We start from the raw sequence: 23846 nt of genomic DNA on the forward strand, positions 1-23846 counted from the left end.
ATCCCGCGACGAGGGTGCGCCATGCCCTGAGGAAACACTGTATAATTTTCCTTGCGTCAACTTTATTGCAAGATTAGCAACGACATGCAACCGCCCCTTCGCGCACCGTCCAGCCCCGCCCGGGCATTCTGGCGCGCCGTGGCATCGCTGCTGCTCGTGTTCACCTGCCTGTCCGCCAGCGCGGCGGCGCCGTCCCAGCTGCGCTTCCAGCGGCTCGGCGGCGTTGGCATGGCAGACCTGTCGATCCTCTCCCTGGTGCAGGACCGCCTGGGATTCACGTGGATCGGCACCGCCTCCGGCCTGTACCGCTACGACGGCTACGAGGCGGTCCGCTACGGCAACCAGCCGAAGAATCCGCGCAGCCTCCCGCACGACCGCGTCACCGACATCCTGGAAGACCGCCAGGGCCGCATCTGGGTGGGCACCAACGAAGGGCTGGCGCGCTTCGACCCGCACACCGACGACTTCACGCGCTTCGCGCCGAAGAACCCCGCGCACACGCAGCTGATCGTCAAGCAGATCCTCTCCGACGGCGCCGACGGCCTGTGGATCGCGACCTGGGGCGGGGTGCAGCATGTCGATACCCTCACCGGACAGTTCACCGTCCACGCGCATGATCCGTCCGACCCGCACAGCCTCGCCTCCAACGATGTCAATGCGCTGGTGCGCGACGAGGTGGGCGGGCTGTGGGCCGCGACCTGGCCGGGCGGACTCGATTACCTCCCGCCGGGCAGCAGCAAGTTCCGCCACTACCGCATCGATACCGCGGAGCGGCCCGACAGCAAGCTGAATATCGCGCGCGCCCTGCACATCGATGGCGACAAGAACCTGTGGATCGGCACCGAGAAAGGCGTCGTGTTCCTGAAGGCGGGAGCGCCATGGGGCGAACGCGTCGGCCTGGTGACGCCGCCAAGCCGCATCAACCGCTTCTTCAGCGATAGCAGCGGCAGCGTCTGGGCGGGCACGCTGACGGCCGGCCTGCTGCGCTGGGAGCGCGGTTCGGACACGGCCCAGCGCTACCGTCACCGCGCCTACGATCCGTACAGCCTTCCGGCCGACGACGTGCGCGCGATCATGCAGGACCGCGGCGGCATGCTGTGGGTCGGCACCTACACCGACGGCATCGGCCTGGTCAACCGCAACAGCACCGGCTTCCGGCGCTTCGTGGCGCACGATGCGCAGCACGGCCGCGACCTGCCGGGCAGCGCCTTGCAGGCCATCGCCGGGGCCCCCGACGGGCGCCTGTGGCTCGCCACCAACCGCGGCTTCTCGCTGTTCAATCCCGCCAGCGGCGAAGTCGAGCGCATTTACCAGGCGCGCGCGGGCCAGCCCGGCGCGCTGTCCAACGATATCGTCTACAGCCTGTACCAGCAGCCCGGCGGGCCGCTGTGGGTCGGCACGTCGGCGGGGCTGAACCGCCTCGATCCGGCCACCGGCCAGTTCAGCGTGATGCGCTTCGACCACATCATGGCGGGCTTCATCAATACCATCGCGCCATCGGCCGACGGCACGCTGTGGCTGGGCACCGGCGCGCAGGTCATCCGCTTCAACCCCGCCAGCGGCGCCTGGAAGACCTATCCGAGCCAGGCCGGCGTTCCCGGGACTCGCGCGGTCACGGGCACCACCGTGATCGTGGAGGACCGGCGCGGCCGCGTGTGGATGGGGTCGGGCTGGAACGGCGGCGGACTCGATATGCTCGACCCGGCCACCGGTAAGTTCCGCAATTTCCGCCATGTGCCGGGCGATGTTTCCTCGCTCAGCCACGACAACGTGTTTGCGCTGCACGAGGACGCCCAGGGCCGCATGTGGGTCAGCACGGCCAAGGGCCTGCACGAAATCGTCAGCGGCCCATCCGGAGCCATCCGCTTCCGCAGCTATCCGATCGATACCGGCGCCGATGCGCTGACGCCGCACTCGATCCTGCACGACGAGTCGGGCAAGCTGTGGATCGGCACCGTGCCCGGCCTGATCCGTCTCGATCCAGAGTCCGGCCGGTATGACCGCTATACCGCCACCGACGGGCTGACCGCCGGCTTCGGGCTAGGTGCGGCGTGGCGCGCGGCGGATGGCATCCTGTACTTCGGCGGCACCAAGGGCCTGACCGGCGTGGAGCCGGCCAGGGTGCGCGCCGTGTCGGTCGCGCCGCAGGTGGCGATCACCGATATCAGCGTGCTGAACCAGTCGCTCACGACCAGGCGCGGCGGCAGTGTCCTGGAGGGCAGCGTCAACGCCCCGCGTTCGCTCACGCTGACTGCGCAGGACCTGGTGTTCTCGGTCGAATTCTCCGCCCTGCACTACACCAATCCGCTGGCCAATACCTATGCCTACCGGCTGGTCGGCTTCGACAGCGACTGGGTGTACACCGGCGCGGAGCACCGGCTCGCCACCTATACCAACCTCAATCCAGGCCGCTATCGCTTTGAAGTGAAGGCCGCGAATGACCGCGGCGTCTGGAGCGCGCGCGCCGCGTCCTTCGACGTGGTGATCCTGCCGCCGTTCTGGGCGACCTGGTGGTTCCGCGCGGTGGCAGGCTTCGGCACGTTCGCGCTGCTGGCAAGCGTGTACGGACTGCGCGTGCGCAGCCTGAAGCGGCAGCAGGCGCGCCTGCGCGACCTGGTCGCAGAACGCACCCGCGAGCTCGAACTGACGAATGCGAAGCTGGAAGAGCTGACCACCACCGATGCGCTGACCGGCGTGACCAACCGCCGCGGCTTCGACCATGCACTGCAGCGCGAATGGCGGCGCGCGACGCGCACCAGCGGCAAGGTCGCGCTGGCAATGCTGGACGTGGACCATTTCAAGAGCTACAACGACCGCTATGGCCACCAGGCCGGGGACCAGGCGCTAAAGGCCGTGGCGGCGGTGATTTCAGCGCATGCGCGCCGCACCACCGACCTGGTGGCGCGTTACGGCGGCGAAGAGTTTGCGCTGCTGGCGCCGTCCGCCAACCTGGTGCAGGTCATGAAGATGGCGAACGATATCTGCGCCGCGCTGCGCGAGCTGGCGCTGCCGCATGGCGGTTCGCCGGAAGGCATCATCACGGTCAGCGTGGGCGTGGCCGCCATGGTGCCGTCCCCGGACGACAAGCCCGAGGCGCTGGTCGAACGCGCCGACCGCGCGCTGTACCGCGCCAAGCTTGGCGGCCGCAACCGCGCGGTATGCGAGCAGGATGCGCGCAGCACCACCACTCCTGCCTGACCCGCCAGGGGTCCTCTTCGCAAACGCTAGTGCTGCCAGTTCTTCCTGGCGGCGGCTTGCTCCTGTGTGGCGTTGAGCGGGTCGCCCTCGATGCGCTCGTCGATGGCTTCGAGCACGGCGGGCGGCATCTCCGTGCCGGCCTGTCGGTAATCGCCGCCAGCCGCGCCGCCCTCGGCGACGACCGGCAACGTCCAGCGCCCGCCCTCGCGGCAGGCCAGGCCGGCCGTCTGCTGGTGGGTGAAGCTGCGGCAGTAGGCGCCGTTTTTGGAAACGAAGGTGACGCCGATGCGCGTGCCGCCCTGCCCGCTGCTGGCCAGCTTGTTCGACAGGGCATCCTCCAGGCCGGCCTGGGCGACCAGCACGCCATTGCTGCTGGCGATGTCGGACTCCGGCGCGCTCTCCCGGCCGGCCATCACGCCGATCAGCGCGGCGGCGGCGATGCCGCCAAGCTGCATCCAGCTGCGCCGCTGCGGCGGCGGTTGCCGCTTCGCTTCGCGGGCCGCGCGTGCCAGGTCGATCGGCGTGACTTCCGGCGGCAGCTCCGTGCGTGGACGCGCTGCCTGCTGGAGCCGCTGCGGCACCGGCTCGTCCACCACCGGCGCGAACGCGGCAAAGACGTTGTCGCGCAAGGCGCGGTGCTGCTCGACGCGCGCCGCGATGGACTGGTCCGCGCGCATCGCCTGTTCGATGCCGGCACGGGTGGCCTCATCCAGTTCCCCGTCGGCGTACGCCATCAGGATTTCGTCGCTGTACTTCATGCTGTGTCCTTCGTTGGTCCGGCCAGGATCGCCTGCAGTGCCTCGCGCGCTCGCGCCAGGCGGCTGGTCAGCGTACCGACCGGGATGTCCAGTGCCTCCGCGGCCTCCTTGTACGGCAGGCCGTCGACCAGCACCAGGCCAATCACCATGCGGTGGTCTTCCGACAGCATGCTGATGGCCTTCTGCACCGCGATCCTCTGCTGGTGCGCTTCCGCCGATTCGTCCCCGACGTGCTCCCCCGCTTCCTCGGGCGCGAACACGCGGTCGCGCCGGATGCGGCTGCGCACCTCGTCGATCCACGCGTTCTTCACGATCCGGAACATCCAGCTGTCCAGGCGCGTGCCCGGCTCCCACTGCTCGCTGCGGGTGAGCGCGCGTTCCAGCGCCACCTGCACCAGGTCGTCCGCATCCTCGCGGTTGTAGGTCACGGTCCGCGCGAAACGGCGCAGCCGTGGCAGCAGCTCGGCGAGTTGGCGGTGGAAGGCGGCAGCGTGGTTGGACATGGCGTTACAGGTAAAACGCGCGGCGGATGGATTTTCTTCCGTGTCCCGTTCGTTTTATTTACATGGACTGCTTATATTATCATCGGACAATGAAACGAATCCGCACCCTACTTGCCCTCACCGCCCTGCTGGCGGCCTCGCACGCGCAGGCCCAGCTTGGCCTGCCGCGGGTGCAGCTGCCGCTGCCGTCGCAGGTGGGGCCGATCGACACGGGCCGCCTGCGAGAACCGCTGCAGGCGCCGCTCGACATCGTGCGCGACGTGTCGCGCCTGCGCCTCGATACCGTGACCGGCCTGCTGCAACGCCACCGCGATGTGCTGGAGGCGGACCCGCGCGGCGAACCCGTCGTGCGCCGCGAGATCCTCGCGTTTGCGCCCTCTCCGGCCGGACTGGCGGCGGCCGCCTCGCTTGGCATGGCCGTGGTACGCGAAACATCGTTCGGCGCCGGCGGCGAGCAGATGGTCGTGCTGGGCGCGCCCGCATCGCTGTCCACGGCGGAGGCGCTGGAACGCCTGCGCGCGCTCGACCCGGAGGGCATCTACGACTTCAATCATATCTATACAGGCAGCGGCGCGCCGGGCGAGCTGGCGCAGCCCGCGGCCGGTGCCGCGCCGGCGGCCGCTGCGGACGCTCCTGCGGTGGGCCTGGTCGACAGCGGCGTGGATGCAAGCCACATCACGCTGCGCGACGCGGCGATCCAGCGCTGGGGATGCAATGGCGAGGCCAGGCCGGCGACGCACGGCACGGCCGTCGCTGCGCTGATGGTCGGTTCCGCGCAGCGCTTTCGCGGCGTGCTGCCGCGCGGGCGCCTGTACGCCGCCGACATCTACTGCGACAGCCCGACCGGCGGCTCGGCCGAGCGCATCGCGGGCGCGCTCGCGTGGATGTCGCGCGAACGGGTCGGCGTCGTCAACCTGAGCCTCGTCGGGCCGCACAACAAGCTGCTGGAGCAGGTGGTGCGCCTGATGGTCCGGCGCGGCCACCTGATCGTGGCGGCGGTCGGCAACGACGGTCCGGCCGCGCCGCCGCTCTACCCTGCCAGCTATCCGGGCGTGGTGGGCGTGACCGCGGTGGACAAGCGCGGCAAGCCGTTGCCGGAAGCTGCGCGCGGGCCGCAGGTCATGTTCGCTGCGCCCGGAAATAATATGGTCAGCGCGGATGCCGGGAATGACGGCTTCCGCCAGGTGCGCGGCACCTCGTTCGCCGCCCCCATCGTGGCGGCAATGCTGGCCACCGATGCGCAGCGGCCCGATCCCCAGGTGGCCAGGCTGGCGCTTGCGCGCCTGACAGCGCGCGCCGTGCGGCCCGATACCGCCAGCGTGTCGAACGCGCTTGGCTACGGCATCGTCGGCGCCGATTACCGGGTCGATCCCGCCCGTTTTCGCTAATTTGAAAAAAATTTTCAAACCGATGGATTAAACCCCGGATGCGGTTCGTTTTCCTTGCATCGGCAGCGGATTGTCCGCGCCAGTTAAGGAGAACAGAACATGAAACACGCATTCGTCATCAAGCAAATCGCTTTCGCAGCTTCCCTCGTCATCGCTTCGTCCGCACATGCGCAGCTGCTTGGCGGCGGCGGCCTTGGCGGCGCGCTCGGTGGCCACGGCGCCATCGGCGGTTCGCTGTCCGGCATGGGCGGCCTGAACGCTCCTGCCATGACCCGCCCCGACCTGCAGATCGACCGCACCGCCGGCCGCCTCGAACGCGTCCGCCGCGACACGACGGCACAGGCCGAAGCCGCGGCAAACGCGGCGCGGCGCAATGCGGGCCAGGTGAACGGCTCGGCGAACGGATCCGGCAGCGGCAGCCTGGCGGGTGCCGTGGACGTGCCGGCTGGCCCGTCCGGCTCGGCCAGCGGCGATGCGCAGCGCACTGGCAGTGCCGGCATCGGCAAGTCGGTGGGCGGCCAGTTGCTGGGCAGCGCCAGCACTGCCGGCAGCGGCGCAGCCGATGCAGCGGGCAACGGCGACATGCAGAAAAGCGGCGGCCTGGCGCTCGGCAAGTCGGTGACCGGTGCAGCGGAAGCGGCGGGTAACGGCAGCGCGGAAAAGCGCGGCGGACTGGCGCTCGGCAAATCGGTGACCGGTGCAGCGGAAGCGGCAGGTAGCGGCAGCGCAGAGAAGCGCGGTGGACTGGCGCTCGGCAAATCGGTGACCGGTGCCGCGGATGCGGCGGGTAACGGCGGCGCGGAAAAGCGCGGCGGACTGGCGCTCGGCAAATCGGTGACCGGTGCAGCGGAAGCGGCAGGTAGCGGCAGCGCAGAGAAGCGCGGTGGCCTGGCGCTCGGCAAGACCCTGAATGGCGCCGGCAGCGCGGAAGGCTCGGCACAGAAGACTGGCGGCCTCGCTCTCGGCAAGTCGGCCACGGGCCAGGGCGGTGCCGAAGGCGGCGCGCAAAAATCCGGCGGCCTCTCTCTGGGCAAGTCGGTCAGCGGCGAAGCGAGTGGCGAAGCAAACGGCGAGGCTGCGGTGAGCGGCGGCCGTGGTGCGCTGCGCGGCATCGCGCAAGGCGCGGCGTCCGGTGCGCGCAACCAGGCGAATGCGGCACGCGAATTCGGCCAGGCGACTGCGGCCAATGCGCGTACGACGGGCAAAGCGACTGGCGAGGCAGCGCGTCGCGGCGCCGGCAGCATGGGCGGCAGCGCAAGCGTGTCGGCCAGCGGCAGCGGCAAGGCGTCCGGTTCGGCTAAGGGCGGCAAGGGCCAGGGCGAGTAACGCAAGCGCGGGGACGCACGTCGCGCTGGCGCGCAGGTGCGGTCCCTGCTGCCATTTTCTGTGTGTGGTGGGCGGGGCTGTCCGATGGGCAGTCCCGCTTTTTTCATGGAGTGCTGTGCGCCGGACGTGGGCGCGCAAACAGCTTATGAAGGGATGAGCCCGTGTTCGTCGAGCAGGTCGTGCATCAGTTCCAGCCGGATCAGGGGATTGTCGAGCGTGAGCATGTCGTGCTTCTGCTGGTTCGACAATGGCAGCAGGTCGCACCAGCGGTTCGACACCCAGCCGCAGTCCGCGAGCAGGAATGGCGGCAGCAAGGGCCAGCGGTCTTCGGCGATGCCGGCCAGCGAGACGATGACGCGTTCGAGCGCATCCGCGGCGCCTTGCAGCTCGGACGGAATCCGGACGGGGCGGTCGTCTTCCATGGTCTCGACTTCCGCGTACCACAGCCCCGCGGTGCGCTGTTCGGAGGACACGATGTTGAAGCGCGAACCGCCGCGGCACACGATGCGCAACAGCCCCGGCGTGTCCGAGACCGAGTGCGTGACGGTGGCCAGCGTGCCTGAGTGCACGAAGCGCTCCAGCACGTCCGGCTTGCGGATTTCCGAGCCCTGCGTGAGCAGCACCACGCCGAAGGGCTTATCCTCCAACATGCAGCGGGCGATCATGTCCAGGTAGCGAACCTCGAAGATCTGCAACCGTAAGGTCCCGCCCGGAAACAAGACTGTATTCAGGGGAAATAACGGGATGGAAAGCCGCTCGCTCATGGCCCTCATGATGACAGAATCGCGGACGGTATCGCGCACCGTAGATGTGCGTTTACCGCCACGGCGGCCGCGAGCATGGGCGTCCCAGTGGCGGGCCCGCCCGCTGCGCGCCAGCCGAAAAATGGGTAAGCTGTGTCCAGTCGGGTTCGCAACGGCGCCCAGCCAGACCTGGTGGTGCAGGATGAACAAGTTCTTTCAAGAGGTACTGCGGCCCGATGCCCTGGACCGCGAACTGGTCCATAAACACGAGGCCGACATCGAATTCATGCTGCCCCGCGTGGGCGCAGTATTCGGACTGTGCATCGTGGCGTTCGCCGGCTGGGACTTCATCGTCGAACCCGCGATCGCAATCCAGTCGCTGGCGATCCGCACAGTGGCGGTACTGCTCGCATTCCTCATTTTCTTGCCGTCGGCGAAGCGTTTCGGGCCCGAGCAGCGCGCCGGCTTCATGTTCGCCGTCTATCTATGCGGGGTGATGCTGGCGGAAGTGCGCAGCACCCTTCCCTCCAGCATCGCCGGCGTGACCGCGTGCCTGGCCACCGTGTGGCTGGTATCGATCCGCATTCGTACCTTCGTGGCGATGGTGGCGATTCCCTCGGTCCTGTTCACGGTGCTGGTGTTCACCCGGCTGCCGATGATGGAAGCGCTGAATGCGCTGATGATGTACGTGGTGTCGCTCATCATCGCGCTGCTGGTGATGGTGACGGCGCGCCAGTTCCGCCGGCGATCGGCCGCCCTGCGCGCCCAGCTGCTAAGCACCGCGCGCTACGACAGCCTGACCGGTGTCTGCAACCGCGGCTACATCCTCGAACTGGCCCTGCGCGAACTGGAGCTGGCGCGGCGCCACGCGCGTCCTCTGGCCGTGGCCATGCTCGATATCGACTACTTCAAGCGCATCAACGACACCTACGGGCACGATGTCGGCGACAAGGTGATTCGCGAAGTGGCACGCGCCTGCGTCGAGCACCTGCGCGCGACCGACCACTTCGGCCGCTTCGGCGGCGAGGAGTTCATCGCCGTGCTGCCCGAGATGGACGCCGCTGCGGCCGTGCAGTGCGCCGAGCGGCTGCGCGCGGCGATCGCGGCGGTGGCGGTGCCCACGCCGCAGGGAGAGGTGCACGCCAATGCCAGCATCGGCGTGGCGCTGCTGCCGCCGGGCGGCACGGCCGACTGGCAGGCCCTGCTCAAGCAGGCGGACGTGGCGCTGTACCGCGCCAAGGCGGGCGGCCGCAACCGCGTGGTGCTGAACGAAGACGCGATCGCTCCGCGGTGATACTCCCCCCGGGTATGCCGCACACGGCAACGGCAGCAAAAAAAGAGGGGGGGTATGCCGGCAAACCGCGTTCCGGGCCGCATACCCCCCCTGCATGGGAAGGCGATGGCCGCAAGCGCGTTCCGCAGGGAGGACTGCAGCCGCCAGGCAATCTCTGGTAACCTGCCCCCATTCATGAAAACCGCCCTCATCATCATCGGCGCGATCTCGGTCGTACTGGCAGTCCTGGGACTGTTCCTGCCGCTGCTGCCGACCACGCCGTTCCTGCTGCTCGCGTCGGCCTGCTTTGCGCGCGGCTCGGACAAGATGCACAAATGGCTGCTCAACCACGGCCTGTTCGGCGCCTACCTGCGCAGCTACGAGGAAGGCAAGGGCATCCCCTTGCGCGGCAAGATCGTCGCCATCACCCTGCTATGGGTATCGATGACGGTGTCGATGGCGATGGTGGGACAGCTTGCGCTGCGCCTGCTGCTGGCCGCGATCGGGCTGGCAGTCACCATCTACCTCTGGAAATTCGTCCCCACCCGCATCGGCTCCCCGGCGCCCTGAACGGCAGCGCCGTCGGCATCAGCGGCGCCGCAGGATCGAGCCGAGGATGCCGCGGATGATCTCGCGTCCCACCTGCGAGCCAATGCTGCGCGCCGCGGACTTGACCATGGATTCGACCGGCGTTTCGCGGCGGCGGCTGCCGCTGCTGCCGCCCAGCATGCCATCGAACATGCCTGGTTCGCGCGCCGGCTCGGGCTGCGCGCGCGGGCGCGCTTTCGGCGCCGGCGCTTCCTGTTCCTCGACGCGGCGCGACAGGATCTCGTGCGCCGATTCGCGGTCGACCGTCTTCTCGTAGACGCCGGCGACCAGCGACTGCGCCATTACTTCGGCGCGTTCCGCCGCGCCGATCGGGCCGATCTGCGATGCGGGCGGCAGGATGAACGCGCGCTCCACCATGCGCGGACTGCCCTTCTCGTCGAGGAAGGACACCAGCGCCTCGCCCACGCCCAGTTCGGTGATCACTTGCGCCGTATCGAGCGCCGGATTGGGTCGGAAGGTCTCGGCGGCGGCCTTCACCGCTTTCTGGTCGCGCGGCGTGTAGGCGCGCAACGCATGCTGAACGCGGTTGCCCAGCTGTCCCAGCACCGTGTCCGGGATGTCGAGCGGATTCTGGGTGATGAAGAACACGCCCACGCCTTTCGAGCGGATCAGGCGCACCACCTGTTCGATCTTCTGCAGCAGGGCCTTGGGCGCATCGGCGAACAGCAGGTGCGCTTCGTCGAAGAAGAACACCAGCTTGGGCTTGTCCAGGTCGCCCACTTCCGGCAGGTTCTCGAACAGTTCGGCGAGCATCCACAGCAGGAACACGGAGTAGAGCTGCGGCGCGTGCAGCAGTTTGTCGGCGGCGAGGATGTTGACCACGCCCTTGCCGCGCGCGTCCGTCTGCAGCAGGTCGTCGATGTTGAGCATCGGCTCGCCGAAGAAGCGGTCGCCGCCCTGCTCTTCGATCGCCACCAGGCCGCGCTGGATCGCGCCGATGCTGGCCGGCGAGATGTTCCCGTAGGTGGTGCGGAATTCGGCAGCATTGTCGCCGACGTGACGAAGCATGGCACGCAGGTCGGCCAGGTCGAGCAGCAGCAGGCCGTTGTCGTCGGCGATCTTGAAGACCAGCTGCAGCACGCCTTCCTGCGTGTCGTTCAGGTTCAGCATGCGCGCCAGCAGCAGCGGGCCGAGGTCCGAGATGGTCGCACGGACCGGGTGGCCCGCTTCGCCAAACACATCCCAGAAGGTGACCGGGCAGGCCGACCACGCCGGCGCATCCAGGCCCAGCTTCTGAAGCCGCGCCGCCATCTTCTCCGATGGCTGGCCAGGCTTGGCCATGCCGGACAGGTCGCCCTTCACGTCCGCCATGAACACCGGCACGCCGATGTCGGAAAGCGCCTGCGCGATCACCTGCAGCGTGACGGTCTTGCCGGTGCCGGTCGCGCCAGTAATGCATCCGTGGCGGTTGACGAGGTTCGACAGCAGTTCGAGGACGGCCGGCGGCTGGGTGGCTTGGGCGATGGGAAGCGCTTTTGGCATGGGATTCTCGCGGTGGTGGCCGGACCATCCGGCTCATGCACGTGAGTCTACAACGAAGTGCGCAGCGCGCGCCGCGTCAGGGGAGCGTCCCCGGCTTTCAGGCGCGCGGGGCCGGCGACTAAGGACCGGGCTTGCCTGCCCTGCGCCGCCATTCGGCCACCTGCTCGCCCGCCGTGGCCAGGTCGACGTGGCGCAGGCCGGGCAGCGAGCAGCGCGCCAGGCCCACCGCCGTTCCGCCGCACCACAGTTCGACGCCGGGCGGCCGCGTCGCGGACAGCTCGGACAGGCCGGCGAGCATCTGCTGCGTATTGCTCGCGATCGAGAACGACAGGGCCACGACGTCGGCCTGCCCGGCGGCGCGGGCGATGTCGGCGACCGGCAGGCTGACGCCCAGCGGGACGCAGTGCGCGCCTTCCAGCGTGAATATGGCTTCGGCCATCAGCAGGCCGATGCTGTGCTGCTCCTGCGGGAAAGTGGTCAGCACGATGACCGGGCCGCTGTGCCCGGACGCCGGGATGCCGGCGATCCCGACGCGCAGCACGTTCTGGAGCACTTCGGTGAACAGGTGCTCCTCGTAGACCTGGAAGGTGCCGCGCTCCCAGCAATCGCCCACCGCGGTCACCAGCGGCGCTGCGATCTCCAGGACGAAGTCGCGCAGGCCGCGCCGGGCCATGGCTTCCATCAGGCCGGTGCGCAGCGACACGATGCGGTGCAGGCGGCAGTCTTCCAGATAGGCCGACAGCTCTTCGGTATGCACGCCGCGGCTCCACGGGCCCTGCCCTTCGAAGGCACGTTCGGAGAGCGCCGCCAGTTCCTCGCTGCCCAGCGCCAGCAGCTTGCCGGGGCGGTGGCCCTTGTCCATCAGGCGCTTGATATGGCGCAGCCGCGCCACCTGGTCGGCCGGGTAGAGGCGGTCGCCGTTGGCATCGCGCAGGGGCCGGGGAAAACCGTAGCGGCGCTCCCAGACCCGCAAGGTGTCCTTGCCCAATCCGGTATCGCGTTCGACTGCCGCGATGGGCAGGTTGATCATGTTGTTGGTGGCGCTCATAGCGGTGCGAATTGTACCCTCAAATTTGTCCTAGACAAATGTTGACATCAGGAAATAAACGTTTTAGTATGCACATCTTTCATTGACCGGTTACGTGATCCGCCATGCAAACTGCCCTGCGCACTGCCCTCCTGACCCTCCTGCTGGCCACGGCCGCCGTGCATGCCGCCCCGTCCGTGCCCAAGGCCGGTCCAGCCGACCAGGAATGGAAGCTCGGCAAGGCGCTGCCTCACCCAGCGGACAACGCCGCCACGCCGGCCCGGGTAGCGCTGGGCAAGGCGCTGTTCTTCGATCCGCGCCTGTCGGGCAACGGCACCGTGTCCTGCGCCAGCTGCCACCACCCTGGGCTGGGCTGGTCTGACGGCCAGAAGAAGTCGATCGGCATCAACGGCCAGCGCCTGGATCGCGCGGCGCCCACCATCGTCAACGTGGCCTTCAACACCCAGTTCATGTGGGACGGACGCGCCAGGTCGCTGGAGGACCAGGCCACCGGCCCGCTCGCCTCGCCGCAGGAGATGTCGACCGACTTCCAGCACATGAAGCTGATGCTTGCCTCGCTCGAGGGCTACCGCACGATGTTCGCCGCCGCCTACCCCGGCGAAGCGGTATCGGAGCGGACCGTGGCGAAGGCGCTTGCGGCGTTCCAGCGCACGGTGGTCTCGCGCGACTCGCGCTTCGACCAGTGGCTGGGCGGGAAGCGCGGCGCGATCACGCAGCAGGAGTACCGCGGCTACCAGCTCTTCAAGGGCAAGGCCAACTGCGCTGCCTGCCACTCGGGACCGAACTTCACCGACAACGGCTTCCATAACATTGGCGTGGCGCAGGGCGGGCATGAGGATGTGGGCCGCTACAAGCTGCGCGCGCTGCCTTCCATGAAAGGCGCGTTCAAGACGCCCACGCTGCGCGACGTCGCCCTCACCGCGCCGTACTTCCGCGACGGTTCCGCCGCCACGCTGCGCGAGGTGGTCGAGCACTACAACGCGGGCGGCGCGCAGCCGGCTCCGGCCAACCTGTCGCCGGAAGTCCGGCCGCTGCAACTGACTCCCGCCGAAGTCGACGACCTGGTCGCATTCATGAAGACGCTGACCGGCCGCCAGAAGCCGGTCACGGTTCCCGTATTGCCGCAATAACGCACCCTCTCCCCACCAGCAAAGGAATCACCATGAACATCCGCGTTCCCGCCCTCGCCGTCGTCGCATGCCTGCTCGCGCACACCGCCCACGCCGGTGAACATATCGTGTCTCAAAAGGGCAAGGCCTTCTCGCAGCCGACCATCAAGGTCAAGGCCGGCGAGTCGGTCAAGTTCGTCAACGACGACGCCTTCTCGCACAATGTGTTCTCGCTGTCCGAGGCCAAGAGCTTCGACCTGGGCACCTACGCCAAGGGCGCATCCAAGAGCGTCACCTTCGACAAGCCGGGCAAGGTGGAAGTCGAGTGCGCGATCCATCCGGACATGCGCATGACGGTCGAGGTCAGCAAGTGATCACGCGCGCCGCACTGGCGGCCGCCACACTGCTCTGCATGGCCGGAGCGGGCGCTTCGTCCCCGCAGGCCCCCGCGGCCCAGCCGGGCGCGCAGACGGGCGCACTGCTGCCGCGCGACAGCCGCGACGCGGCGGTGTTTCGCGGCGGCCTGGTGTACAGCAGCTATTGCGTGACCTGCCACGGCATCAACGCAGACGGCAACGGCCGCGCGGCCCGGCTGTACACGCCGCGCCCGGCCAACCTGCGCACCACCGACAAGAACGATGCCTATGTCGAACTGATCGTCCGGAAAGGCGGCGAAGCGATCGGCCGCTCCGCCAAGATGCCTCCATGGGAAGAAGAGCTCACCAATGAACAAGTTCGCGATGTCGTTGCCTTTATCCGTTCCATCAACGCGCAGTAAGGCGGCCGCGCCGGCGCGCGATCCGCTACTGTTCGCGCCCGGCGTGCGGCTGTTCCGCCGTCTTGATTTCGGCGCCAAGGCGCTGCTGATCTCGGCGGTGCTGGCGCTGCCTGCGCTGCTGCTGGGCGCCAGCCTGGTGCGTTCCAGCGCACAGGAACTGGCGCATATGCAGGATGAGCTGGACGGCCTGCGGGTGGTTGACGCCCTGCTGCCCCTGATCGAGACGACCAGTGCCCAGCGTGACCTGGCCATGCAGGCCGCACGCGGCGGCGCAGCCGGAGAGGACAGAGCCCAGGCCTACGCCGGCCATCACGCCAGGGTGCTCGCAGCGCTGGCCTCAACCAGCCGCCCTTTCGCCGATCGGGAAACGGTGGAGCGCATTCCGGCCCTCCTGCCTGCCCTGCCGCAGCCCGGCACCGATCCGGTGGAGGCGCTGGAAATCCACTCGCAACTGGTCGCCGACCAGCTGGCCCTGCTGAAGGCGGTGCGCTCGGCTGCACACCTGGCGGAGGACAGCGACGGCGTCAACCGCGCACTGCTGCACGCGGCGCTGGCCGGCGTGCCGGAGCTGAACGACCGCATCGCCTTCGTCCGCTCGCTCGGCATGCATGCGATGCAGGCCGGCGCCATCGATCCCGCGCAGCAGCGCATGCTCACCGACCGCCTGCCGCTGCTGGAATACCTGGAAGCGGAGCTGTATGAGGATGCGCAAGTCGCGCTGACGGCCGACCCCGCGCTGGCCGCACGCCTGGGCAAGGAACTGCCAAGCGCCTCCGAACTGCGTGCACTGGCGCGGCGCTACCTGCTGGGCGACGTTGTCAGCGGCGACCCGGCACGCATCGACCGCGCTGCGGGCCGCGCCATCGACGGCTTCCTGTCGCTGCAGCGCACGGCACTGGCGATCGCGAGCGCGCGGCTGGAACAGCGCGCGGACAAGGTAGCCGGCCAGCGCAACCTGCTGTTCGGCGTGGTCGCCGGCAGCTTCCTGCTGGCCGCCTACCTGTTCTGGTCCTTCTACCTGGTGACGGGCGGAGGACTGAACCTGGTGAAGCTGCACCTGCGCGAAATGGCGGCCGGCGACCTGCGCCACCGGCCGGCGGAACCGGCCGGCACCGACGAAGCGGCCCAGGTTATGCGCGACCTGCGCAAGGCGCACGCGGCGATCCGCAAGCTCATTCTCAGCGTGCACGACTCGGCGGACCAGCTCACTGCAACCAGCGCCGAAATCGCGGGAGCGGCCAACGACCTGAACGACCGCACCCACGAATCGGCGACGCAGCTGGAAGACCAAGCCGCATCGATGGAGCAGATCCGCTCCCAGGTCAGCGGCAATGCCGAGCGTGCGCAGGCCGCCGCCGTGTTCGCGGGCGAGAACGCGGCAGTCGCGGCGCGCGGCGGCGCGGCCATCGGCGGCGTGGTGGCGACCATGCGCGACATCCAGGCCGCCTCCGCGCGCATCGGCGACATCGTCAGCGTCATCGACGGCATCGCGTTCCAGACCAACCTGCTGGCGCTCAATGCCGCGGTCGAAGCGGCGCGGGCCGGCGAGGCGGGCCGCGGCTTCGCCGTGGTGGCGGCGGAGGTGCGCGGCCTGGCGCAACGCAGCGCGCAGGCTGCCAAGCAGATCGAAGTGCTGGTGCGCGACACGGTGGCGCGGATCGATGCCGGCGCGCGCGCAGCCGGGGAAGCCGGGCAGACGATGGAATCGGTGGTCGGCAATGCCGACAAGATCACGCACTTCATGGGCGAGATCGTGACCGCCGCGCGCGAGCAGTCGATCGGCGTGGCGCGCGCCGGCCGGGCAGCGGCGGAACTGGACGACAACACGCGCCAGAACCTGGCGCTGGTGGAGCGCACCAGCGCCACCGCGGAGTCGCTGCTCGAACAGGCGGACCAACTGCAACTGCATTTAAGCCACTTCAAGTTCGTGGCCTGATCCTTTTGCCGCAGGCTGCACAAGCGCGGGTAATTCGTTTACGCTGGGAGTTTTTAACCAGGAGTAGTGGACATGAAGAAGATCATGGCGATGGCGGTGCTGGCAGCTGGTTTCCTCGGTGCGGGCGCCGCGCTCGCGCGCTCGGATGCGGACAAGGCCACGGCGCAGGACGTGGCGACCACCTGGGTGGCGATGACCGATGCCGCCAAATACGGCGACAGCTGGGACAAGGGCGGCGCAATGATGCAGTCGATGGTGACCAAGGAGCAGTGGGAAGCCGCGCTGACGCAGGTGCGCTCGCCGCTGGGCGCGGTCAAGTCGCGCACGCTCAAGTCGGCGGACTACACCACCACGCTGCCCGGCGCGCCGCAGGGCGAGTACGTCGTCATCAAGTATGCGACCTCGTTCGAGAACAAGCCGGACATGACCGAGACCATCATCCCCATGAAGGACAAGGACGGCGCCTGGCGCGTCTCCGGCTACTTTATCAAGTAAGAGTGCCGCGGCTTGCGGGCCCGCTCGTGCGGACCGCAAGCCCGGAACGGCGCGCGGTCAGCGCGCGTGGATGCTGTCGATGGTGTAGCTCCACTTCATCTGCCCGCGCACGGTCGGCGACGCCTTGTCGAAGGCCACCAGCTCATCGAAGTCGCGTGCATGACCCGGCGGGACCGTGGGGGCGATGCGGGCGCTGCCCTCCCCGATCGTCACGCAGGTGGGCGCGGCGGGAGCCATCGTGCAGTCCTCGACCTTGACCGTGAAGGCGATGCCAGTCAGCGTGTGCCGGGGCGACCGGTTCACCACCCGGCCGGACAATCGGTATGAGTTCGCGTAGCCCGGCTTGAGCGACACGTCCGACATCTGCAGCTCCGACGGCTTGATCCGGGTCAGCGACTCCTCCGTCTCCTTGCGCGTCTCCATCTGCTCGAACACGATCAGCACGATCGCGCCTGCGATCAGCAAGCCCGCAACGATGCGGAACGCGACCGACTTGATGAGGATCGCGGCGATCACGAGACCGATGAGGATACCGAAAAACAGAGCCATGAATTATTCCTGGGCCGACGGGAAAAGGAACATTCTACTCATGCGGCATGGATAGCGGGTGACTATCCGGCCCTGTCACTGCACTTTGAGCTGCGTGAGCGCGAAGCCGATCTGCTCGATCGCATCGACCGCCTTGTCCAGGCTGCGGAAGATGCACGGCTGGAGCGTCTGGACATCGAGCAGCATGCCCGCGTCGCCGCGCGCGCCGGCCAGGCGCAGGGTCCATTCGTTCTTGCTCATCGGGACGCGCACCAGCAGTGCGCCAGTCAGGAGGCCCAGCGAAAAGTCGCGGCGGGCCTGTTCCATCGTTCGATTACATTCAACCATGTGCGGGATCCGGGTGCCAAAAGCGCCCCATCATATCCGCCCGGGCAGGACTGCGGAAGGCCTTCGACCGCAGGATTCGACGTCGCCATGGCACGTTCGTTATGCGCCCAGCCTCTCCAGCGCCGCCGCCGCATCCGCGGCTCCCATCGTCCTCGCATAGTCCAGGGCCGTCATTCCCCGCGCATCGGCCGCATCGAGCCGGGCGCCGCGACGCACCAGCAGCTCCACGATTTCCACGCGGTTGAACATCGCTGCGAACATCAGCGCCGTCTTCCCGTCCGGTCCCGGGCTCTCGACGTCGGCGCCATGGTCCAGCAGCGCCAGCACCATCGGCACATTGCCCTTGAAGGCGGCGCCTGCCATCGGCGTCTGCCCCATATCGTTCGGCACCGAGGGATCGGCGCCATGGTCCAGCAGCAGGTTCGCCGTCTCCAGGTGGCCGTGGTAGCTCGCCAGCATGATCAGGCTGTCGCCGCGCTGGTTGCGGAAGTTGGTCGGTGCGCCCTTTTCGATCAGGGGCCGCAGCGTGCGCGCGTCGCCCGCGCGCACCAGTTCGAACATGTCCTGGATGAATTCCAAGGTTTCGCTGTCCATGGACCTGCCGCCTGCGGCGGATGTCGTTTCGCTGTGCACATATCCTCCCTGCAATAAAGCTGAGCTGAAAGTGTACGTGAGCACAGCCGATAGAGACGCACAATCAAACTCACCAGTCCAATTAACTTCCGCACCTTGATTGCAGCGTCGCGCGATCGGCAATGCGATGCGAGCAGGCCGCTACAGGATAAGTACGCCTGCGTCATCGCACGTTGTCCCAACGTGGCTAACCGAACCGTACGATCCGGCGCCGCCGCGCATACTGGAGCCTGTCTGATGGCAGATGGACCCGTATGCGATTACTGTTCTCCTACCTGCGGCCGCACTGGCGGCTCGCCCTGCTGGCACTGGTGCTCGCCGCGGCCAGCCAGGTGCTGGCACTGGTCGACCCGATCATCTTCGGCAAGATCATCGACGGCTATGCGATCAACCGCGGCGGCAAGAGCGACGATGAACTCGTGCGCGGCGTGCTTGGCCTGCTCGGGCTGGCGGTGCTGGTGGCGGTGCTGTCGCGGCTGGCGAAAGCGCTGCAGGAGTACGTGACGCGCCTGGTCGTGCAGAAGCTGGGCACGCAGATCTTCAACGACGGCCTGCGCCACCTGCTGCGGCTGCGCTTCCAGGAATTTGAGGACCTGCGCAGCGGCGAGAGCCTGTCGCTGCTGCAGAAGGTGCGCGCGGACAGCGAGCGCTTCATCAATTCCTTCATCAATACCGTGTTCGCAGCGACCGTGGGCATGGCCTTCCTGGTCTGGTACGCGGTGACCAAACACTGGCTGCTGGTGCCCGTGTTCGTGATCGGCGTGGTGGTGCTGGGCGGGCTGACCGGCCTGCTGAGCCGCGAGATCAAGTCGCAGCAGCGTTCGATCACGCGCGAGACGAACCGCAATTCAGGGTTCATCACCGAGTCGCTGCGCAATATCGAGTTGATCAAGAGCCTGGGCCTGACCTTCCCCGAGATCCGGCGCCTGCAGGCGCAGACCGAGCAGATCTTCGCGCTGGAAATGCAGAAGGTGAAGCGCGTACGCATGCTCTCGTTCCTGCAGGGCGTCACGCTGAGCGCGCTCAAGCTGGGCGTGCTTTTTGCGCTGTTGTGGCTGATCTTCCGCGACGTGCTCAGTCCGGGCGAGCTGATTGCGATGCAGTTCATCTCGGTGGCGATTTTCGCGCCGCTGCAGGAGCTGGGGAACATCATCCTCGCATACCGCGAGGTCGATGCCTCCATGCTGAACTTCCAGGCGCTGATGCAGCGGCCGATCGAGCGCGGACCGAAGTCGCCGGTCGAGATCGGGCCGGTAACGCACGTGCGCTTTGCGGACGTGACCTTCCGCCACAAGAACGCGGCGGAAGACGCGCTGCACGAGGTGTCGTTCTCGGCATCGCTGGGCGAGACCATCGCGTTCGTGGGACCGTCCGGATCGGGCAAGTCGACGCTGGTCAAGCTGCTGGTGGGGCTGTACACGCCCAACAGCGGCGAGGTCTATTACAACGATATCTCGACGAAGGACATGCGCTTCAATCCCGCGCGCCGGCAGATCGGGCTGGTGACGCAGGACACGCACCTGTTCGCGGGGACGATCCGCGCGAACATCGAGTTCGTGAAGCCGGATGCGACGGACAAGGAAATCGTGGAGGCGATGGAGCAGGCGTCGTGCGCCTACCTTCTTGAGAAATCGCCCGAGGGGCTCGACACGGCCATCGGCGAAAGCGGCGTGAAGCTGTCGGGCGGCGAGAAGCAGCGGCTGTCGATTGCGCGTGCGCTGATACGTCGCCCGCGGCTCATGATCTTCGACGAGGCCACGTCGGCGCTCGATTCGATCACGGAGGAGCAGATTACCGATACGGTGCGCGCGATCTCGCACAAGGGGACGCAGATCACGATCCTGATCGCGCACAGGCTGTCCACCATCATGCACGCCGATACGATCTTTGTGCTGGAGAAGGGCCGGATCGTGGAGAGCGGGAGCCACGCGGAGCTACTGGAGCGCAAGCAGCTGTATTACGCGCTGTGGCGGCAGCAGATCGGCGAGCGGCCGCACTGAGGGGCGGCCCCTGCGGAGACGGTCCCCGGCTGGCCGCGCGTCAGCGGTAGAAGGGCTCGACCTTGCCTTTGAGCTTGATGAGCAGCGGATTGCCCTTGCGGTCGCGCGTCTTGCCGGCGGCGACCTTGATCCAGCCTTCGCTGATGCAGTATTCCTCGACGTCGTGCCGCTCGCGGTCGTTGAAGCGGATGCCAACGTCGTGCTGGAACACCGACGCGTCATGGAATGGGCTGCGTGGATCGATCGACAGGCGATCAGGGAATGCGGGGAGAGAGGTGGTATCGTTCATAGGCGACAATTATCCTCCATGAACCGGCTGGGGACAACTGGCCCATCAAAGGGGACAGTCCGTCGGGACCGTCCCCCCCTGGACATCAGACTGCGGGTTTCGGTACGACGGGCGCCTCAACGTCAGCCGGCACTGCTTCGGCCTTGTCCTTCCTGTCGGCGACGCGCTTGACCCAGTAGTCGGCGTTCTCGATACCCAGCGCTACCGGATCAAACTCCGGATCCTTGCCCGCGGCTTTTTGCGCTTCGTAGTCACGCAGGCACTTGAACGCCACTTTGTGCAGCATGACGATCGCGATCAGGTTCAGCCACGCCATCAGGCCGACCCCGATGTCGCCCAGGCCCCATGCCACATCGGCCGTTTTTACGGAACCGTAGACCGTTGCTGCCATGATGGCCAGCTTGAGCATGAAGCTCAGCCAGGGGCGTCCGACCTTGCGGTTGATGTACGCGATATTGGTTTCGGCGATGTAGTAGTACGCGACCAGGGTGGTGAACGCAAAGAACAGCAGCGCCAGGGCGATGAAGATGGACCCGAAGCCCGGCATCGCGTTTTCGAGCGCGGTCTGGACGTAGCCCGGACCCGCCGCCACACCTTGCACGCCGGTATACAGCGCGCTGCCGTCCGGCGCCTGCACATTGTATTGGCCGGTGATGAGCAGCATGAACGCGGTCGCGGAGCAGACCAGCAGGGTATCGACGTACACCGAGAAGCCCTGCACCAGGCCCTGCTTGGCAGGGTGGGAGACTTCCGCTGCCGACGATGCGTGCGGGCCGGTGCCCTGGCCGGCTTCGTTCGAGTAGATGCCGCGCTTGACGCCCCACTGGATCGCCAGGCCGAGGACGGCGCCGAAGCCCGCTTCCATGCCAAAGGCGGAGCTGAAGATCAGGCGGATCACTTCAGGCAGCTGGTGGATGTTCAGGAATACCACTACGGCAGCGACGATGATGTAGCCCAGCGCCATGAACGGGACCACGATTTCGGCGAAGGTGGCGATGCGCTTGACGCCGCCGAAGATGATGAAGCCGAGCGCGATCGCCAGGCAGGCGGCGGTCACGTTCGGGTCGACGCCCATCGCGGTGTTCAGGCTTTCGGCAATCGAGTTCGCCTGGACGCCGGGCAGCAGCAGGCCGCAGGCGAAGATCGTGGCGATCGCGAAGGTCCATGCGTACCATTTCATGCCCAGGCCACGCTCGATGTAGAACGCGGGGCCGCCGCGGAACTGGCCGTTCAGCGATTCCTTGTACACCTGGCCCAGCGTCGATTCCACGAATGCCGAGCTGGCGCCGAGGAAGGCGACCATCCACATCCAGAATACTGCGCCCGGGCCGCCGAAGGTGATGGCGGTTGCGACGCCGGCGATGTTGCCGGTGCCGACACGGCCGGCCAGCGTCATGGTCAGCGCCTGGAAGGACGACACGCCCTGCTCCGAGCTCTTCCCTTCCATCATCAGGCGGAGCATCTCGCGGAAATGGCGCAACTGCAGGAAACGCGAGCGCACCGAGAAATACAGGCCGACGCCAAGGCATAGTGCGATCAGCGCAGGGCTCCAGACAACCGCATTGACGGCGGTAACAAACTCATTCATTTACAAAGTCCCCGTGAAATGGACGGCAACGGCGGCCGACTCGATGTTATTAAGCATGTCGGGCATGCTTGCAGGCTAGAAAACAAGAAGATACAACAAGCTCCGGCGCTTGACTAACGTTTATTGAGGGGGAGGCATTAGGCGACCGTCCCCCGCCGGGCACGGAGCCCGGCTTTTCAGGGGGACGGCATGGGACGGAACTGCCGCCCTGGCGCTTCCAGGGGCAGCCCCGTCCGTTGCGGGCTAGTTCGGGGCGCGCTGGCGGAACCGGATCATGGCGGGGTCGCGCGGCGGCCCGATAATCGGGCCGAACAGGCTGCAGCCGTGCGCGTTGCCCTCGCTGTCCGTACAGCTGCCGCTGCACGAGGGATGCTCGGGATTGTCGTTGGTCGTGACGCAGGAACTGGTCGTTGCGCCAATACAACCGCAGGACATGTAGCCGCCCACGCCGCCATTCTGCCGCAGCAGGATCATGCCGCACTTGGTACCGCCCGGACCTTCGACCACCTTGAGCTTCACGCCGGGGGCGAGCCGCACGCTGGTCGGGCTCGTCACCTCGTACAGGTCGGTCTTTTCCCCGACCACTGCCGGATACATCGGCACCTCTTCCGCGGGCGGCGGCGTCCTGCAGCCGCTGGTCGCGATCACAGCCAAAAGCATCATCACCCTCATCAGCCAGTTCATACTCACCTCCTTCGCTGAAATGTCCAGTGCGTCCTTCCAAGATACGTTCCCCGGACGGAAGGCGCCGCTGGACGAGCGCGGCGTGTGACCTCGCTCAATCGCTACCGCTCATCACGTTCCATTGCCGTTCATCACGGAAACCTGCCACTCGTTTCTCATCCGTAGCGGCGCCTGGGAACGCTGACTAGTCTTGTAAGCAGGAATCATCCAACAACAAGAAACCTCAGGAGTTCGCGCATGCTTTCGATCAGACAGCTCAACAAGACCTACGCCAACGGCGTCCATGCCCTCAACGACATCAGCCTGGAGATTCCGGCCGGGATGTTCGGCCTGCTCGGCCCGAACGGCGCCGGCAAGTCCTCGCTGATGCGCACCATCGCCACGCTGCAGGCGCCGGACAGCGGCTCCATCCACTTCGACGGAACCGATGTGCTGGCGGAGAAGGAGGCGCTGCGCCGCCAGCTGGGCTACCTGCCGCAGGACTTCGGCGTGTACCCGAAAGTGAGCGCGCTCGAACTCCTGGACCATTTCGCCGTCCTCAAGGGTCTGACCGCGCGCGGCGAGCGCAAGGAGATGGTGGAAGGCCTGCTGCACCAGACCAACCTGTGGGAGGCGCGCAAGCGCGCTGTCGCCAGTTTCTCGGGCGGGATGCGCCAGCGCTTCGGCATTGCGCAGGCGCTGCTTGGCGCGCCGCGGCTGGTGATCGTGGACGAACCCACGGCCGGGCTGGACCCGCAGGAGCGCAACCGCTTCCTGAACCTCCTGGCGCGGATCGGCGAGGATGTGGTGGTGATCCTGTCCACCCACATCGTCGAGGACGTAACCGACCTGTGCCCGCGCATGGCCATGATCGCCGGCGGCAGGGTGCTGGTGGAAGGCCGGCCGCAGGACAGCATCGAGCAGATGCACGGGCGAGTGTGGCAGCGCGTTGTCGACGACACGGCGCTGGCCGAATACCAGCAGCGCCTGTGCGTGCTGTCCACGCGGCTGGTTGCGGGCAAGCCGCAGATCAACGTGTTCGCCGATGTCCAGCCCGATGCCGGCTTTATCAATGTCGCCCCGGACCTGGAGGATGTCTACTTCCTGCAGCTGCGGGCCACGCAACGCAACGCGGCTCACGCCTGAGGAAC

General features: G+C 67.3%; 23 protein-coding genes. 12 read left to right on the forward strand and 11 right to left on the reverse strand.

The features are described from left to right. The first annotated feature begins 84 nt into the window (after window positions 1-84). Window positions 85-3198, forward strand: a complete 3114-nt coding sequence (locus tag ACFSQR_RS09190; RefSeq protein WP_377729433.1) for a diguanylate cyclase — start codon at window positions 85-87, stop codon at window positions 3196-3198. A 26-nt stretch (window positions 3199-3224) separates the two neighbouring features. Here the strand turns inward: ACFSQR_RS09190 and ACFSQR_RS09195 are convergent, their stop codons facing one another. Next, complete coding sequence (locus ACFSQR_RS09195) at window positions 3225-3956, reverse strand: anti-sigma factor family protein (RefSeq protein WP_377729434.1); 732 nt, start codon at window positions 3954-3956, stop codon at window positions 3225-3227. Further along, window positions 3953-4459 carry an RNA polymerase sigma factor gene (locus ACFSQR_RS09200; RefSeq protein ID WP_377729435.1) on the reverse strand — a complete coding sequence of 169 codons (507 nt, stop codon included), beginning with the start codon at window positions 4457-4459 and terminating at the stop codon, window positions 3953-3955. The genes ACFSQR_RS09195 and ACFSQR_RS09200 overlap by 4 nt, the downstream gene beginning before the upstream one ends. Before the next feature lie 89 nt (window positions 4460-4548). Between ACFSQR_RS09200 and ACFSQR_RS09205 the strand changes: the two genes are divergently transcribed. Both ACFSQR_RS09205 and ACFSQR_RS09210 read left to right on the forward strand, forming a co-directional pair. After that, the gene (locus ACFSQR_RS09205; RefSeq protein WP_377729438.1) at window positions 4549-5847 is read left to right on the forward strand and encodes a S8 family serine peptidase; all 1299 of its coding nucleotides are present in this window, start codon (window positions 4549-4551) and stop codon (window positions 5845-5847) included. Between the two features lie 99 nt (window positions 5848-5946). Next, window positions 5947-7173: a hypothetical protein gene (locus ACFSQR_RS09210; RefSeq protein ID WP_377729440.1), complete on the forward strand. Its 1227-nt coding sequence runs from the start codon at window positions 5947-5949 to the stop codon at window positions 7171-7173. 143 nt (window positions 7174-7316) lie between these two features. Here the strand turns inward: ACFSQR_RS09210 and ACFSQR_RS09215 are convergent, their stop codons facing one another. Beyond that, window positions 7317-7937, reverse strand: coding sequence for an LON peptidase substrate-binding domain-containing protein (locus ACFSQR_RS09215; protein ID WP_377729955.1), 621 nt, complete (start codon window positions 7935-7937; stop codon window positions 7317-7319). Between the two features lie 181 nt (window positions 7938-8118). Between ACFSQR_RS09215 and ACFSQR_RS09220 the strand changes: the two genes are divergently transcribed. Further along, entirely contained in the window at window positions 8119-9210 is a 1092-nt protein-coding gene (locus ACFSQR_RS09220) for a diguanylate cyclase (RefSeq protein ID WP_377729442.1), read from the forward strand. 174 nt (window positions 9211-9384) lie between these two features. Then, complete coding sequence (locus tag ACFSQR_RS09225; RefSeq protein WP_377729443.1) at window positions 9385-9759, forward strand: YbaN family protein; 375 nt, start codon at window positions 9385-9387, stop codon at window positions 9757-9759. 18 nt (window positions 9760-9777) lie between these two features. Here ACFSQR_RS09225 and ACFSQR_RS09230 read toward each other — a convergent pair whose 3' ends face one another. Both ACFSQR_RS09230 and ACFSQR_RS09235 read right to left on the reverse strand, forming a co-directional pair. Next, on the reverse strand, window positions 9778-11280 hold the full coding sequence (locus ACFSQR_RS09230) for a helicase HerA-like C-terminal domain-containing protein (protein ID WP_377729444.1): 1503 nt from the start codon (window positions 11278-11280) through the stop codon (window positions 9778-9780). 118 nt (window positions 11281-11398) lie between these two features. Beyond that, the gene (locus tag ACFSQR_RS09235; RefSeq protein WP_377729445.1) at window positions 11399-12328 is read right to left on the reverse strand and encodes a MerR family transcriptional regulator; all 930 of its coding nucleotides are present in this window, start codon (window positions 12326-12328) and stop codon (window positions 11399-11401) included. Window positions 12329-12432: 104 nt separating this feature from the next. Between ACFSQR_RS09235 and ACFSQR_RS09240 the strand changes: the two genes are divergently transcribed. The 5 genes from ACFSQR_RS09240 to ACFSQR_RS09260 all read left to right on the forward strand — a co-directional run bounded on the left by ACFSQR_RS09240 (window position 12433) and on the right by ACFSQR_RS09260 (window position 16646). After that, window positions 12433-13458: a cytochrome-c peroxidase gene (locus tag ACFSQR_RS09240; RefSeq protein ID WP_377729446.1), complete on the forward strand. Its 1026-nt coding sequence runs from the start codon at window positions 12433-12435 to the stop codon at window positions 13456-13458. A 32-nt stretch (window positions 13459-13490) separates the two neighbouring features. Further along, window positions 13491-13811, forward strand: coding sequence for a plastocyanin/azurin family copper-binding protein (locus ACFSQR_RS09245; protein ID WP_377729447.1), 321 nt, complete (start codon window positions 13491-13493; stop codon window positions 13809-13811). Beyond that, window positions 13808-14215 (forward strand): c-type cytochrome, encoded by a 408-nt coding sequence (locus tag ACFSQR_RS09250; protein WP_377729448.1) that lies wholly within the window; start codon window positions 13808-13810, stop codon window positions 14213-14215. Before ACFSQR_RS09245 ends, ACFSQR_RS09250 begins: the two co-directional genes overlap by 4 nt. Beyond that, window positions 14163-16151 carry a methyl-accepting chemotaxis protein gene (locus tag ACFSQR_RS09255; RefSeq protein WP_377729449.1) on the forward strand — a complete coding sequence of 663 codons (1989 nt, stop codon included), beginning with the start codon at window positions 14163-14165 and terminating at the stop codon, window positions 16149-16151. Before ACFSQR_RS09250 ends, ACFSQR_RS09255 begins: the two co-directional genes overlap by 53 nt. A 72-nt stretch (window positions 16152-16223) precedes the next feature. Beyond that, on the forward strand, window positions 16224-16646 hold the full coding sequence (locus ACFSQR_RS09260; protein ID WP_377729450.1) for a DUF4019 domain-containing protein: 423 nt from the start codon (window positions 16224-16226) through the stop codon (window positions 16644-16646). Between the two features lie 57 nt (window positions 16647-16703). Here ACFSQR_RS09260 and ACFSQR_RS09265 read toward each other — a convergent pair whose 3' ends face one another. The 3 genes from ACFSQR_RS09265 to ACFSQR_RS09275 all read right to left on the reverse strand — a co-directional run bounded on the left by ACFSQR_RS09265 (window position 16704) and on the right by ACFSQR_RS09275 (window position 18116). Continuing rightward, on the reverse strand, window positions 16704-17195 hold the full coding sequence (locus ACFSQR_RS09265) for a hypothetical protein (protein ID WP_377729452.1): 492 nt from the start codon (window positions 17193-17195) through the stop codon (window positions 16704-16706). A 75-nt stretch (window positions 17196-17270) separates the two neighbouring features. Further along, window positions 17271-17522, reverse strand: a complete 252-nt coding sequence (locus tag ACFSQR_RS09270; protein ID WP_377729453.1) for a hypothetical protein — start codon at window positions 17520-17522, stop codon at window positions 17271-17273. A gap of 99 nt (window positions 17523-17621) precedes the next feature. Continuing rightward, window positions 17622-18116 (reverse strand): ankyrin repeat domain-containing protein, encoded by a 495-nt coding sequence (locus ACFSQR_RS09275; RefSeq protein ID WP_377729454.1) that lies wholly within the window; start codon window positions 18114-18116, stop codon window positions 17622-17624. 293 nt (window positions 18117-18409) lie between these two features. On the opposite strand from ACFSQR_RS09275, the gene ACFSQR_RS09280 reads away from it, so the two are divergent. Further along, on the forward strand, window positions 18410-20155 hold the full coding sequence (locus ACFSQR_RS09280) for an ABC transporter ATP-binding protein (RefSeq protein ID WP_377729456.1): 1746 nt from the start codon (window positions 18410-18412) through the stop codon (window positions 20153-20155). Window positions 20156-20195: 40 nt separating this feature from the next. On the opposite strand, the gene ACFSQR_RS09285 is transcribed toward ACFSQR_RS09280, so the two are convergent. From ACFSQR_RS09285 to ACFSQR_RS09295, 3 genes are all read right to left on the reverse strand, one after another. Further along, window positions 20196-20444: a DUF3297 family protein gene (locus ACFSQR_RS09285; protein ID WP_377729457.1), complete on the reverse strand. Its 249-nt coding sequence runs from the start codon at window positions 20442-20444 to the stop codon at window positions 20196-20198. 85 nt (window positions 20445-20529) lie between these two features. Then, window positions 20530-22032: an alanine/glycine:cation symporter family protein gene (locus ACFSQR_RS09290; protein WP_377729458.1), complete on the reverse strand. Its 1503-nt coding sequence runs from the start codon at window positions 22030-22032 to the stop codon at window positions 20530-20532. A gap of 243 nt (window positions 22033-22275) precedes the next feature. Beyond that, complete coding sequence (locus ACFSQR_RS09295) at window positions 22276-22716, reverse strand: hypothetical protein (RefSeq protein WP_377729459.1); 441 nt, start codon at window positions 22714-22716, stop codon at window positions 22276-22278. 237 nt (window positions 22717-22953) lie between these two features. Here ACFSQR_RS09295 and ACFSQR_RS09300 point away from each other — a divergent pair, with 237 nt between their 5' ends. Beyond that, window positions 22954-23841, forward strand: coding sequence for an ABC transporter ATP-binding protein (locus ACFSQR_RS09300; RefSeq protein WP_377729460.1), 888 nt, complete (start codon window positions 22954-22956; stop codon window positions 23839-23841). The last annotated feature ends 5 nt before the right edge of the window (window positions 23842-23846 follow it).

It is taken from the genome of Pseudoduganella sp. GCM10020061, assembly GCF_042683405.1.
Taxonomy (GTDB): Bacteria; Pseudomonadota; Gammaproteobacteria; order Burkholderiales; family Burkholderiaceae_D; genus Telluria.